We start from the raw sequence: 13,108 nt of genomic DNA on the forward strand, positions 1-13,108 counted from the left end.
TCCCCTTAACGCAGCCCGCCTTCGCGGCCCCGGCGCAGCAGCGTGATCTCCAGCCGGTCGTTGCGGGGGGCGGTGGGGTCGCCCACGGCGGGCGAGCGGTCGCCGTGGCCGGTGACGCGGGCGATCCGCTCGGCCGGGAGGCCGTGGTCGCCGAGCATCCGGCGCGTCCGGTCGGCGCGGGCGAGCGAGCTGTCCCAGGCCGGGCTGGGGGCCAGGAGCGCGGGCGCGGCGGGGACGTGCGCGGCCACCGCGACGGGGTTGGTGACGAGGCCCGCCATCCGGGCGACGGTGCCCACGATCTCGAAGGTGGCGGGGAGAGGCTCGTCGAAGGCGTCGAAGATGGGCGCGCCGGGGGTCGCGAAGATCTCGACCACGAGGCCCTCGTCGGTGAGGCGGGTCACGACGTGCTGGAGCGCCTCCTCGGAGATGAAGCTCTCGCCGCCGCGGCCGAGGAGCGCGTCCTCGATCTTGACGAGGGCCGCCACCTCGGCGGCGCGGTCGGCGGCCTCGGATTCGGATTCGCCCTGGCCGGGGAAGCCGGCGGCGCCGACGAGGCCGGGGGCGGTCTTGCCCTCGGTCCGGGCGGCGTCGGAGGAGGTGGGCGAGTCGCCGCCGAACATCCCGTCGGAGCCGCCCGAGACCCGCGACAGCGGGATGTCGGGCGCGAAGTAGTCGGCGAGGCCCTTGCGCTGCTGTTCCGTCGTGGCGTTGAGCAGCCACATCAGCAGGAAGAAGGCCATCATCGCCGTCACGAAGTCGGCGTAGGCCACCTTCCAGGCGCCGCCGTGGTGGCCGTCGCCGCCGCCGGCCTTCTTGCGCTTGATGATGATCGGCGCGAGGCCGGCCCCCTTGCTCATGGTAGATCACTCCCGTCTCACCCGCGACCGGGATAGGGGAAGAGTGGGCAAGGTTTTCTTAACGGATCGAATCCGCCCGAAACGTCGCGGGGATGCCGCAATGCGGCGCGGGTTCCGCCGCGGATGGGGCAGGGTCAGGGCGGCGTGCCGTGGGCGTGGTAGGACTTCTCCTCCACCAGCGCCGAGCCGGTGAGGCGGTTGATCGCGCGCTTGAGGGCGGCGCGGCGGTCGTTGGTGCGGTAGACGGCCTGGGCGAGGCGGACGAAGGCGGGGCCGAAGTCGCCGGCTGCGTCGCGGGCGCGGATCGCATCCTCGATGTCCCAGAGCTGCTCGTTGATGGCGCGGAGGTCGGCTTCGAGCGCGGACAGGGCCGGGCTGGGGGGGATGGCGCGGGCGACGGCTTCGAGGGCGGCGAGTTCCTTGTGGATGTTGGCGAGCTTGGCGGGATCGGGGATGCGCGCGGCCTTGATGCGGAGGATCGCGATCTTGTCGAGGAGCTCTCCGGCGGAAACGGGGGCGAGGAGGTCGGTCATGCGGGAGAGCCTTGGGTTCGGTCCCGGAGCAGGGCCTTGAGGTCGGCGCGGACGCGGGCGAGGACGCCGGGCCAGTCGCGGGGCGCGGATTGGCGGATGAGGCGCATGGAGGGATACCAGGGGGTCGCGTCGCCGGTGGGACCCCAGAGCCAGAAGGCGTCCCAGTGGAGGAGCGTCCAGACCGGGCGGCCGAGGCTGCCGGCGAGGTGGGCGGTGACGGTGTCGGAGGTCACGATCAGGTCCATCTCCTCCATCAGGGCGGCGCAGTCGGCGAAGTCGCGGTCGGCGGAACCGGCGTCGATGATGAAGGCGGAGGTGCCGTCGGCCTGGAAGGCGGCCAGCTCGGGGCCCTTGTAGAGGGAGACGAGTTGCAGGCCGGGCAGGTCGAGGAGCGCGTGAAGCTCGGTGTGGGGGAAGCTGCGGAAGGCGTTGCCGCGGTAGGTGACGGAGCCGCACCAGACGACGCCGACCTTGAAACGGTCCCGGACGGGGGCGGTGAGGGCGCGGGCGCGGGCGCGCGAGTCGTCGGGGATGTGCAGGCGCGTGGGCGGGGGGATCGTGTCGGTGGCGGCGAAGTGGAGGGTGGGCAGGTCCATCATGTCCACCCAGACGTCGAAGCCGCCGGGCGGCGCTCCGGGGCCGACGTGGTCTGCGCCGTCGACCCCCTGCATGAGACGGAGGAGGGGCGCTTCCGCGAGCAGCGCCACGCGGGCGGGGTTGAAGCGGCGCAGGGTGGGCAGGACTCGCGCGAAGCAGAGGGCGTCGCCGAAGCCCTGCTCGGGCAGGACGAGGATCGTTCGGCCGTCGAGCGGGCCGCCGTCCCATTTCGGTGCGTCGATCCGGCGGGGCGTGAGTTCCCCGGTGCGCCAGCGGGCGGCGTAGTGGCGGAAGCCGTCGGCGTAGCGGGCGGCGGCAAGCTCGGTCAGGGCGAGCTGGACCTGCGTCTCGGCGTCGTCGGGGAAGCGGCGGAGGGCGTCGTCGAGGAGGGCTATGCCTTCGTCGAGGCGGCCGAGGGAGCGCAGCGCCTTGCCGGCCATGGCGGGGTGGCTGGGGTCGTCGGGCGCATCGCTCAGGAGGTCGCGGCGGAGCGACAGGCTGCGCTCGTGCTGGCCGAGGTCGTTGAGGATGTTGGCGAGGTTGTTGCGGATGCCGGGGTCGGCGGGGAGCAGGGCGAAGGCCCGCTCCTGCGCCTGGAGGGCTAGGTCGTGGCGGCTCTCGGCCCGCAGGAGGGCGCCGAGGTTGGTCCAGAGGCCGGCGTCGCGCGGCGCGCGCGCCAGGGCGGCGGCGTAGAGCGGCAGCGCCTCGGCGCGCCGGCCGGCGCGGTGGGCGGCGACGGCGCGGTCGCGCAGGGTGGCGAGGCCGGGCGCGGGCCCGGGCCCCGGGATGGTCGGGACGGTCACGCGGTCCTCCCCCCTTTCACGGGGAGAGGAAAGCCGAAACCGGCGGGAAAGGAAAGGCTTAGACCGCCATGTCGAGCGAGCGCGCCTCGTCGGAGGCGGCGGCGAGGTCGAGCACCTTCTGGAGCGCCGCGCCGCGCGCGAAGTCCGGCAGGACCGGGGTGCCCGCGCGGATCGCGGCGATGAAGCGCTGGTAGTTGGTGGGCACGGGCGGGCTGGGCAGGTCGCGCCAGGTGCCGGACAGCATATCCTCGCCGAGGCTGCCGCGCAGCTCGCTCAGCTCGTTGTTGCCGCGCACCTCCAGGCCGCCCTTGGTGCCGAAGAGCTTGAGCGTCAGGTCGTTGAGGTGGCCCGAGGCGAAGCGGGAGGCATGGACGACGCCGGTCGCGCCGTTGGCGAGGCGGAGGTGCATGACCGCCGAGTCGTTGGCGTCGAGGACATATTCGCCGATCCGGTCGTCCGGCGCCTTGGGGAAGGTCGCCAGCCGGCAGGAGACGTTGGTGGGGATCGATCCCGCCGCGAAGGTGGCGAAGTCGAGGATGTGCACGCCCACGTCGCCCAGGACGCCCATGCTCCCGTGCGATTTCGACAGCCGCCAGAGCCAGGTGGAGGAGGTCGACCATTCGCCCCAGGCGGGCTGGGTCAGCCAGGACTGGAGATAGGAGGCCTCGAAGTGGCGCACCTCGCCGATCGCGCCCTCGGAGACCAGCCGGGCGGCCTCGTTGATCGCGGGGACGTTGCGGTAGGTGAGGTTCACCATGTTGACCACGCCGGCGAGGGAGGCGGCCTGCGCCATCTCGGCCGCGTGGGCGTAGTTGGAGGCGAGGGGCTTCTCGCACATGACGTGCTTGCCGGCCGACAGGAACGGCAGCGTCGTCATGTAGTGCACGGCGTCCGGGGTGACGTTGGTCACGGCGTCGAACTCACCCCAGTCGAGCGCCTCCTGCACGGAGGCGAAGCCCTGGGGGATGCCGTGCGCCTCCTGGAAGGCCGCGAGGCGGTCGGGGTTGGTGTCGATGCCGGCGGCCAGCGTCACGCCGGGGATGGCGCCGAACTTCTCGGCGTGCTGGCGGGCCATGCCGCCGGTGCCGACGATCAGGAGGCGCACGGGCCGTTCGCCCGCCTGGGCGGCGGGCTGGGCGGCCTCGGCCGGGGCCATCACGGCGCTGTCGGCGGGCTGGGTCGCGGGGGCGGTGGAGGTGCCCGTCTGGGTGCCGGATTGGGGGTCGCTCACCGGAAGCCCTCCTCGCCGGCCTCGTGGAGCGTCGCGCCCCATTTCTCGAAGGGCTCCAGCGCCTTGTCGTGGGGGACGTTGGGGGCCTTGGTGGGGTCGGACAGGCGGGCGGCCGGGTTGTGGGCCCATTTGACGGCGTTCTTCAGCACGAGCTGGACGTTGGCGTCGTGGTAGGTCGGATAGGTCTCGTGGCCGGGGCGGAAGTAGAAGACCGACCCCGCGCCGCGCTTGTAGGTGAGGCCCGAGCGGAAGACCTCGCCGCCCTGGAACCAGCTCACGAACACCGTCTCAAGGGGCTCGGGGACGCCGAAGGGCTCGCCATACATCTCCTCGTGCGGCAGCTCGAAGTGGTCGGGGAGGCCCGCCGCGATGGGGTGGTTGCGGGACGTGACCCAGAGGCGTTCGCGCTCCCCGGCCTCGCGCCAGGTGAGGTTGCAGGGCGCGCCCATCAGGCGCTTGAAGATCTTGGCGAAGTGGCCCGAGTGCAGGACGAGGAGGCCCATGCCGGACCAGACGGCCTCGGCCACGCGCTCCACCACCTCGTCCTTGACCTCGGCATGGGCGGCGTGGCCCCACCAGAGCAGCACGTCGGTCCGCGCCAGCCGCTCGGCCGGAAGGCCGTGCTCGGGCTCCTGGAGGGTGGCGGTGGTGGCCTCGATGGCGGGGTCCGCGTTCAGCGCGTCGGCGATCGTCCGGTGCATCCCCTGGGGGTAGACCTCCGCGACGCGGCGGTTCTTGTGCTCGTGGACGTTCTCGCCCCAGACGACGGTGCGGATGGCCATGGGTTCTCTCCCGGATGAAGGGTCGGCGCGAAATTGCATGGGCGGGGACGATAGCGCAACCGGGGTCAGAGTCCCGAAAGGCCGTCCCAGATGAGCTTGATCCCGACCAGCGCGGTGAGCGCGTAGGTGAGCGGATAGAAGACCTCGGCCCGCATCCGGCGGATGATCCAGGCACCCACGAAGGTGAAGGCGACCGCCAGCGGGGCGAGCAGCGCCGAAAGGCCGAGGTTGGTGGCGTCGAACTCTCCCAAGGCGGCGTAGGGGATCAGCTTGATGTAGTTGACGACCGTGAAGAAGGCGACGGAGGTCCCGGTCAGCGTGCGGGGGTCGAGGCCGAGGGGCAGCGTGTAGACCTGGAAGGGCGGGCCGCCGGCGTGGGCGACGAAGCTGGTGTAGCCGGCGAGCGCCCCCCAGAAGGAGGCGGGGGCGGGCCGTTCGGGACGCGGCTCCTGCCCGTGGCGGTGCCAGAGCTGCCAGAGCCAGCGGGCGACGAAGGCCACGGCGACCGCGCCGACGATCAGCCGCACGGCGGCGTCCGAGACCAGGGCGGCGGTGAGCCAGCCCACGCCGATGCCCGCCACCGCGCCGGGCAGCATGAGGGCGAGGGTCCGGCGGCTCCAGGTGCCCCACCAGGTCCAGGTGGCGACGATGTCGGTGAGGCAGAGGATCGGCAGCAGGATCGCCGCCGCCTGCACGGGCGGCAGCACCAGAGCGAGGAGCGGCACGGCCATGGTGCCGACGCCCGCGAGCCCGCCCTTGGCGAGCCCCACGACGGCGGCGGCCAGCGCCATGACGGCCAGGGCCACGGGATCGTGGAGCTGCGCGATGTCCATGCGGTGTCGGCCTTCTTCCTGCCCGGCGCCTCACTTGCGCCTTTCCCCGGCGGGGTCAACGGGCGCGCGTTTGCGGCGGGGCGCGGGATGGCCTAGATAGGGGGCGCAGCCTTCGGGGAGGACAACAGCCATGGCGAGCAAGCTCGAGCAACTCCGGTCCATGACCGTCGTGGTGGCCGACACCGGCGACCTGGAGGCGGTGCGGCGGCTCCAGCCGCAGGACTGCACCACGAACCCGTCGCTGGTGCTGAAGGCGATCCAGAACCCGGCGATGGAGGAGCACCTCGCCCGCGCTGTCCAGACGGGGCGCGGGTCCGACGACGCCGAGGCGGTGATCGCGCAGGAGCTGACGGTGGGGCTGGGGGCGGAGCTGGCGAAGATCGTGCCCGGCCGCGTCTCGACGGAGGTGGACGCGCGGCTGTCCTTCGACACCGAGGGGTCGGTCCGAAAGGCGGAGGCGATCCTTGCGGCCTACGACCGCTTGGGCGTGGGCCGGGAGCGCATCCTCATCAAGCTCGCCTCCACCTGGGAGGGCATCCGTGCCGCCGAGCGGCTCCAGCGCGACGGGATCGATTGCAACCTGACGCTGCTGTTCTCGCTCGCGCAGGCCAAGGCCTGCGCGGACGCGGGGGCGTTCCTGATCTCGCCCTTCGTGGGGCGGATCACCGACTGGCACGGCAAGGCCACGGGCCAGACCACCACGCCCGAGACCGATCCCGGCGTGCTGTCGGTCCGGCGCATCTACGAGCACTACAAGGCGCACGGCATCGCGACGGTGGTGATGGGCGCGTCCTTCCGCAACACCGGCCAGATCGAGGCGCTGGCGGGCTGCGACCGGCTGACGATCTCGCCGGACCTGATGACGAAGCTGGCGGAGGACGGGGGCGACCTGCCCCGCCGCCTGTCGCCCGGCGCGGCGGAAGGACGGGCCGAGCCCATCTCCGAGGAGGCGTTCCGCTGGGAGATGAACGAGGACGCCATGGCGACCGAGAAGCTGGCCGAGGGCATCCGCAACTTCCATGCCGACGCGGGCAAGCTGGGCCGGATCATCCGGGAACGGCTGGCGCAAGGCGCGGTGGCGGCGGCCGAGTGACCGCCGGCTCGACCCGAACGGCGGCGGGCTGACGCCCGGCCTGCTGGCCCTTCTTTGGCTCCAAATATCCCGGGGGGAGTCTCCGCAGGAGACGGGGGGCAGAGCCCCCCTCCCCCGCCGCGACCGGGCCTGGCCCCCGGCCGGTCAGCCCAGCGAATACCCGGCGCCGCGCACCGTCCGCAGCGGGTCCACGCCGCCCTCGGCCATCAGCGCCTTGCGGAGGCGGCCGATGTGGACGTCCACCGTGCGGGTGTCCACGTAGATGTCGCGCCCCCAGACCCGGTCGAGGAGCTGCTCGCGCGACCAGACGCGGCCGGGCTTCTCCATCAGCACCGCCAGCAGCCGGAACTCGGTGGGGCCGAGCCTCAGCGCGTGGCCGTCGCGGGTGACGCGGTGCGTCTCGGAGTCGAGGACGATGCCGCCGTGATCGAGCACCTGCCCCACCGTGGAGGGGCGCACGCGGCGGAGCTGGGCGCGCACGCGCGCCAGCAGCTCGGCCACGGCGTAGGGCTTGGTCACGTAGTCGTCGGCCCCGATCTCCAGGCCCCGCACGCGGTCCACCTCCTCGGAGCGGGCCGAGAGCATGATGACGGGGAGCGCCCGCGTCTCGGCCCGGGTGCGGATGCGGCGGCAGATCTCGATCCCCGACACGCCGGGCAGCATCCAGTCGAGCACCACCACGTCGGGCGGGTCGTCGCGCAGCGCCGACAGCCCCTCGTCGCCGTCCGCCGCCTGGGTCACGCGGAACCCCTCGGCCTCCAGGTTGTAGGCCAGGATCTCGCGCTGGGCGGGCTCGTCCTCCACCACCAGCACGTGGGGCGCGAGGGAGGGCCGGCTCACGGCGCCCCCGAGTCCGGTCCCGCCTCCGGCCCGGCGATGTAGGCGGTGCGGTCGCCCTTGGGCCGGTCCTCCTGGGGCTTCTCGCCGGTGACGAGATAGACCACCTGCTCGGCCATGTTGGTCACGAGGTCGCCCATCCGCTCCAGGTTCTTGGCGATGAAGTGGAGGTGCATGGAGGGCGTGATGGTGCGCGGGTCCTCGAGCATGAAGGTCAGGATCTCGCGGAAGAGAGCGTTGTACATCTGGTCCACGCTCTCGTCGCGGGCCAGCACCTCGCGCGCCAGCGCGGCGTCGCGGCGCACGAAGGCGTCGAGCGTGTCGCGCAGCATCCCCTGCACCTCGCGCGCCATGCGGCGCAGGGAGGCGTCGGCCCCCTCGATGCCCCGCGCCTCGGAGATCACCGTCACGCGCTTGGCGATGTTCTTGGCGTAGTCGCCGACCCGCTCCAGCGCGGCGGCGAGGCGAAGGACCGACAGCAGGATGCGGAGGTCGGCGGCCATCGGCGCGCGCAGCGCGATGGTGCGGGCGACCTCCTCGTTGACCTGCTCCTCCAGGGCATCGATGGCCTTGTCGGCCAAGCGGACGCGGTCGGCGGCCTCCACGTCCCGCGCGGCGAGCGCCTCGGAGCCCTGGAGGATCGCGTCCTCCACCAGCCCGCCCATCTTGAGGATCTGGGCCTGGATCGCCTCCAGGTCGCGGTCGAAGGACTTTAGGATGTGCTGTTCGTTCATGGGCGCGGCCTCCTCAGCCGATCCGGCCGGAGATGTAGGATTCGGTCCGGGGGTCGCGGGGGTTGGTGAAGATCTGCCCGGTCTCGCCGTATTCCACCAGGTTCCCGAGGTGGAAGAAGGCGGTGCGCTGGCTGACGCGGGCGGCCTGCTGCATGGAGTGGGTGACGATCACCACCGAGTAGCTCTGGCGCAGCTCGTCGATCAGCTCCTCGACCTGGGCGGTGGCGATGGGGTCGAGCGCCGAGCAGGGCTCGTCCATCAGGAGCACCTCGGGCTCGGTCGCGACGGCGCGGGCGATGCAGAGCCGCTGCTGCTGGCCGCCCGAGAGGCCGGTGCCGGGCGATTGGAGCCGGTCCTTGGCCTCGGTCCAGAGGGCGGCGCGGCGGAGCGCCTTCTCGACGATCACGTCGAGGTCGGCGCGGGAGCGCGCGAGGCCGTGGATCTTGGGCCCGTAGGCCACGTTGTCGTAGATGGATTTCGGGAAGGGGTTCGGCTTCTGGAACACCATGCCGACCTTGGCGCGGAGCTGCACCGGGTCCACGCGGCGGTCGTAGATGTCCTGGCCGTCGATCTCGATCCGGCCGGTGACGCGGGCCGAGGGGATGGTGTCGTTCATCCGGTTCAGGCAGCGCAGGAAGGTGGACTTGCCGCAGCCCGAGGGGCCGATGAAGGCGGTCACCAGCCGGTCGCCGATGTCCACCGACACGTCCTTGAGCGCGTGGGCCGCGCCGTAGTGGACGTTCACGCCCTTCGCCGAGATCTTGGTGTCGTCCAAGGCGGTCGCCCTTTCGATCGGTCGCATGTCGTTCATGGCCTGTATCCTATCACCAGCGCCGTTCGAAGCGGCGGCGCACCAGCACGGCCGCGAGGTTCATCAGGAGCAGGAACACGAGCAGGATGACGATGCCACCCCAGGCGCGTTCGTAGAAGGCGGGGTCGGCGCGCTTGGCCCATTCGTAGATCTGGGCGGGCATCGCCGAGTTGGGCGAGGTGAAGCCGTCGAGCGCGCCGTTCGGGTAGTTGGAGGCGACGAAGCCCACCATGCCGATAAGGAGGAGCGGCGCCGTCTCGCCCAGGGCGTGGGCCATGCCGATGATGGTGCCGGTCATGATGCCGGGGATCGCCAGCGGCAGGACGTGGTGGAACACCGACTGCATCTTCGACGCCCCGACCCCCAGCGCGGCGTCGCGGATCGACGGCGGCACCGCCTTGAGCGAGGCGCGGGTGGCGATGATGATCGTGGGCAGCGTCAGCAGCGTCAGCACCAGCCCGCCCACCAGCGGCGCGGATTGCGGCAGGCCCATGAACTGGATGAACACCGCCAGCCCGAGGATGCCGTAGACGATGGACGGCACGGCGGCGAGGTTGGCGATGTTGACCTCGATGAGGTCGGTGAAGCGGTTCTTGGGCGCGAACTCCTCCAGGTAGATGGAGGCGGCGACGCCGATGGGCAGCGACAGCGCCAGCACCACGAGCATGGTGTAAAGCGAGCCGATCATGGCGACGCCCATCCCCGCCTCCTCGGGCCGCCGCTCCGAGGCGTCGGCTCCGGTGATGAAGTCGGCGTTGAAGCCGCGCTCGATGGTGCCGGCCTCGCGCATGGCGTCCACGATGTCGAGATGCTCGGGCCGGAGGTTGCGGTCGTTGGCGAGGCTTTCGCGGGTGACGCGGCCCTTGACGTAGCCATCCACGCGCGACGAGGCGAGCAGGTCGAAGGTCACGGTCTGGCCGATCAGCGAGGGGTCGCGGAGCACCGCCTCGCGGATCTGCGCGCCGGCGCCGGGGGAGAGGATGTCCTCCAGGTCGCCGGGCTCGATGGCGGTCGGGACGCCGGCCGCCGCGACGGCCTGCACCATCGCGGCCTCGATGAGGTCGCCATAGCCGAGGCTCGACGTTTCGCCGATCACGGCGGGGTCGCGGGTGCCCTGGGGGTCCAGCTCCGACTCCAGCAGCTCCACGGGGAGCTGGATGCGGGTCTGCGTGAAGGCGCTCAGGCCGTTCAGGAGGATGGAGCCGAGGAGAAGCACCAGGAAGAACAGGCCGACCAGCAGGGCGCCCAGGCCATAGGCGCGGAAGCGGGCCTCGGCGCGGTTGCGGGCGCGGGTGCGCGGGTCGAGGTCGAGGATGGACCGGGCGGGGCGGGCCTCGGGCATTGCCCCGTGGAGGGGGAGGTCGGTCATTCGTACTGCTCCCGGTAGCGGCGCACGATCCAGAGCGCGAGGATATTGAGGCACAGCGTGACCACGAACAGGGTCATGCCGAGGGCGAAGGCGACCAGCGCCTCGGGCGAGGAGAAGTCCTGGTCGCCGGTGAGCTGGCTCACGATCTTGGCGGTGATCGTGGTCATCGCCTCGAAGGGGTTGAGCGACAGCTTGGCGGCGGCCCCCGCGCCCAGCACCACGATCATCGTCTCGCCGATGGAGCGGGAGGCGGCCAGCAGCACCGCGCCGGCGATGCCGGGGAGCGCGGCGGGGAGGACGACCTGGCGGATGGTCTCGGACGGCGTGGCGCCGAGGCCGAGGGAGCCGTCCCGCATGGCCTGGGGCACGGCGTTGATGATGTCGTCCGACAGCGAGGACACGAAGGGGATGAGCATGATCCCCATGACGAGGCCCGCCGTCATCACCGCCGTGCCGCCGTCCATCCAGCCGAGGCCGCCGTCGCCGAACACCGCGAGGAGCGCCGGGCCGACGGTGAGGAGCGCGAAGAGGCCGTAGACGATGGAGGGGATGCCGGCGAGGACCTCCAGCATCGGCTTGGCCCAGGCGCGGACGCGGTGCGAGGCGTATTCGGACAGGTAGACCGCCGACAGGAGGCCGAGCGGCACCGCGACCAGCAGCGAGATGAAGGAGATGTAGAGCGTGCCCCAGATCAGCGGGAGGATCCCGAGTTCCGAGCCGCCGCCGAAGGACGGGCTCCAGGTCAGGCCGAAGAAGAAGTCGGTGGCCGGGTAGAGCTGAAAGAACTTGATGGTGTTGAAGATCAGCGCGAGGACGATGCCGATGGTCGTCGCGATGGCGACCAGCGCGGCGGCGATCAGCAGCCCCTGGATGCCGCGCTCCACCTCGTTGCGGGCACGCAGGTCGGGAGTGGTGCGGCGCAGCGCCCAGGCGGCAGCGCCCCCCGCGATGGCCAGCGTCAGCGCGGTCAGCAGCCACGAGGAGCGGGCGGCCAGGATGTCGTATCGCTCGGCGGCGGCCAGGGTCGATTCCGACACGTCCTGGCCCACGGCGACGCCGACGCTGGCAAGGCGGTCGCGCAGGCCCTCGGCGGCAATGGTATCGAAACCCTCGTCCAGGATCACGAGGCCGCGGGCGACGCGGCGGACGTCGCTCATCACGAGGGCGGGGTCGCCTTGGTCGGCGACCATCGGCGCGACCATGCGGTCGATCACGGAGGGCGCGACGGCCGTCCAGGCGGCCATGAGCAGCAGCGACGGGATCAGCACCGCCATCGCCACGTTCCAGCCGTAGGCGCCCGGGAGCGAGTGCATGGCCCGGGTGTCGCCCCCGGCGCCGGACAGGGCGCGGCGTCGCCCCATGACGTAGCCTGCGGCGGCGATCAGCAGGACCAGGAGGAGGAGCCAGCCAAGGGGCATCGAAGCTTGTCCCGAATGAGGATGGGCCGGCGCGGGGATGCGCGCCGGCCCGGAGGGGTCAGGTCACTCGGCCGGGGCGGCCATAACCGTTTCGCTGGCGACGATCTCCTGCACGGAGGCGAGTTCCGGGTCGGAGACGAGGCCGTAGTCTGACAGCGGGCCGCCGGGGCCGGCCATGTCGTCGGACACGAAGAACTCGGCGAAGTCCTTGAGGCCGGGGATCACGCCGATATGGGCCTTCTTGACGTAGAAGAACAGCGGACGCGAGACCGGGTATTCGCCCGAGGCGATGGACTCGGTCGAGGGGGTGACGCCCGACATGGTGGCGACCTGGAGGCGGTCGGTGTTGTTCTCGTAGAAGGCGAGGCCGAACACGCCGATCCCGTTCGGGTTGGCGTCGAGCCGGGCCAGCGTCTCGTTGTAGTCGCCGTCGATGTCGGTGGACACGCCGTCGGTGCGGAGCGTCAGGCAGGCCTCCTCGGCCGCGTCCTCGTCCAGGCCGGAGGCGGTGAAGGCTTCGAGCGCGCCGGTGGCCTCGCAACCTTCGAGGATCACGTTGTCCTCGAACACCTCGCGGGTGCCGTGCTTGGTGCCGGGGATGAAGGCGGCGATCTCCTGATCCGGCAGGGCCGGGTCGATCTGCGACCAGTTGGTGTAGGGGTTGGCGACAATCTGGCCATCCTGCACGACCTGGGCGGCCAGGGCGTTGAACCAGTGCTCGGGCGTGAAGGCGAAGGCCGGGCCGGCCTTGGCCGAGGCGAAGACGATGCCGTCGTAGCCGATGCGGACCTCGATGATGTCGGTCACGCCGTTGGCGGCGCAGGTCTCGAACTCGCCGGCGCGGAGCGGGCGCGAGGAGTTGGCGATGTCGATCTGGTTCTCGCCCACGCCCTCGCAGAAGCGCGCGAGGCCCGCGCCCGAGCCGCCGCCCTCGACCACCGGAGTCGGGAAGTCGAAGTTCTCGCCGAAGGCCTCGGCCACGATGGTGGCGTAGGGCAGCACGGTCGAGGACCCGGCGACCTGGACGTTCTCGCGCGTCTGCGCGAGCGCGGGCGCGGCCGCGAGGACCAGCGCGAGGGCCGTGGCCGGGCGTTTCACGTGAAACATGGGGAGCTCCTGTTATTCCCTGCAAGCCGGACGGGCGTTCCGCCAGCTTCCGGGGCTGCTTTAGGGGCGGTCGGCGATGCTTGTGTAACGGTTGTGTAAAGGT

The 13,108-nt window shown here is 71.7% G+C and carries 13 protein-coding genes; 1 reads left to right on the forward strand and 12 read right to left on the reverse strand.

The window, feature by feature from the left end; translation table 11 throughout:
• Positions 1–5 precede the first annotated feature (5 nt).
• From J2Z33_RS04620 to J2Z33_RS04645, 6 genes are all read right to left on the reverse strand, one after another.
• A complete protein-coding gene (locus J2Z33_RS04620; RefSeq protein WP_209838394.1) occupies positions 6–857 on the reverse strand; it encodes a flagellar motor protein MotB in 852 nt (283 codons plus the stop codon).
• Positions 858–991: 134 nt separating this feature from the next.
• Positions 992–1,390 carry a DUF6165 family protein gene (locus J2Z33_RS04625; protein ID WP_209838396.1) on the reverse strand — a complete coding sequence of 133 codons (399 nt, stop codon included), beginning with the start codon at positions 1,388–1,390 and terminating at the stop codon, positions 992–994.
• Complete coding sequence (locus J2Z33_RS04630) at positions 1,387–2,790, reverse strand: tetratricopeptide repeat protein (RefSeq protein WP_342454127.1); 1,404 nt, start codon at positions 2,788–2,790, stop codon at positions 1,387–1,389. Before J2Z33_RS04630 ends, J2Z33_RS04625 begins: the two co-directional genes overlap by 4 nt.
• 58 nt (positions 2,791–2,848) lie before the next feature.
• Positions 2,849–4,021, reverse strand: coding sequence for a Gfo/Idh/MocA family protein (locus J2Z33_RS04635; protein WP_342454128.1), 1,173 nt, complete (start codon positions 4,019–4,021; stop codon positions 2,849–2,851).
• Positions 4,018–4,803, reverse strand: a complete 786-nt coding sequence (locus J2Z33_RS04640; RefSeq protein WP_209838398.1) for a ThuA domain-containing protein — start codon at positions 4,801–4,803, stop codon at positions 4,018–4,020. The genes J2Z33_RS04635 and J2Z33_RS04640 overlap by 4 nt, the downstream gene beginning before the upstream one ends.
• A 65-nt stretch (positions 4,804–4,868) precedes the next feature.
• Positions 4,869–5,636, reverse strand: a complete 768-nt coding sequence (locus tag J2Z33_RS04645) for a sulfite exporter TauE/SafE family protein (RefSeq protein WP_209838400.1) — start codon at positions 5,634–5,636, stop codon at positions 4,869–4,871.
• Between the two features lie 130 nt (positions 5,637–5,766).
• Here J2Z33_RS04645 and tal point away from each other — a divergent pair, with 130 nt between their 5' ends.
• Positions 5,767–6,729 carry a transaldolase gene (gene tal, locus J2Z33_RS04650; RefSeq protein ID WP_209838403.1) on the forward strand — a complete coding sequence of 321 codons (963 nt, stop codon included), beginning with the start codon at positions 5,767–5,769 and terminating at the stop codon, positions 6,727–6,729.
• 144 nt (positions 6,730–6,873) lie between these two features.
• Here tal and phoB read toward each other — a convergent pair whose 3' ends face one another.
• The 6 genes from phoB to J2Z33_RS04680 all read right to left on the reverse strand — a co-directional run bounded on the left by phoB (position 6,874) and on the right by J2Z33_RS04680 (position 13,005).
• Positions 6,874–7,569: a phosphate regulon transcriptional regulator PhoB gene (gene phoB / locus J2Z33_RS04655; RefSeq protein ID WP_209838404.1), complete on the reverse strand. Its 696-nt coding sequence runs from the start codon at positions 7,567–7,569 to the stop codon at positions 6,874–6,876.
• A complete protein-coding gene (phoU, locus tag J2Z33_RS04660) occupies positions 7,566–8,300 on the reverse strand; it encodes a phosphate signaling complex protein PhoU (RefSeq protein WP_209838406.1) in 735 nt (244 codons plus the stop codon). Before phoU ends, phoB begins: the two co-directional genes overlap by 4 nt.
• A gap of 13 nt (positions 8,301–8,313) precedes the next feature.
• On the reverse strand, positions 8,314–9,111 hold the full coding sequence (gene pstB / locus J2Z33_RS04665; RefSeq protein ID WP_209838408.1) for a phosphate ABC transporter ATP-binding protein PstB: 798 nt from the start codon (positions 9,109–9,111) through the stop codon (positions 8,314–8,316).
• 13 nt (positions 9,112–9,124) lie between these two features.
• Positions 9,125–10,480: a phosphate ABC transporter permease PstA gene (gene pstA, locus J2Z33_RS04670; RefSeq protein WP_209838410.1), complete on the reverse strand. Its 1,356-nt coding sequence runs from the start codon at positions 10,478–10,480 to the stop codon at positions 9,125–9,127.
• Complete coding sequence (pstC, locus tag J2Z33_RS04675; RefSeq protein WP_209838412.1) at positions 10,477–11,898, reverse strand: phosphate ABC transporter permease subunit PstC; 1,422 nt, start codon at positions 11,896–11,898, stop codon at positions 10,477–10,479. The genes pstA and pstC overlap by 4 nt, the downstream gene beginning before the upstream one ends.
• Before the next feature lie 63 nt (positions 11,899–11,961).
• Positions 11,962–13,005, reverse strand: a complete 1,044-nt coding sequence (locus J2Z33_RS04680) for a substrate-binding domain-containing protein (RefSeq protein ID WP_209838414.1) — start codon at positions 13,003–13,005, stop codon at positions 11,962–11,964.
• Between the last annotated feature and the right edge of the window lie 103 nt (positions 13,006–13,108).

The sequence above is a fragment of the Rubellimicrobium aerolatum genome (assembly GCF_017872975.1).
Classification (GTDB): domain Bacteria; phylum Pseudomonadota; class Alphaproteobacteria; order Rhodobacterales; family Rhodobacteraceae; genus Rubellimicrobium; species Rubellimicrobium aerolatum.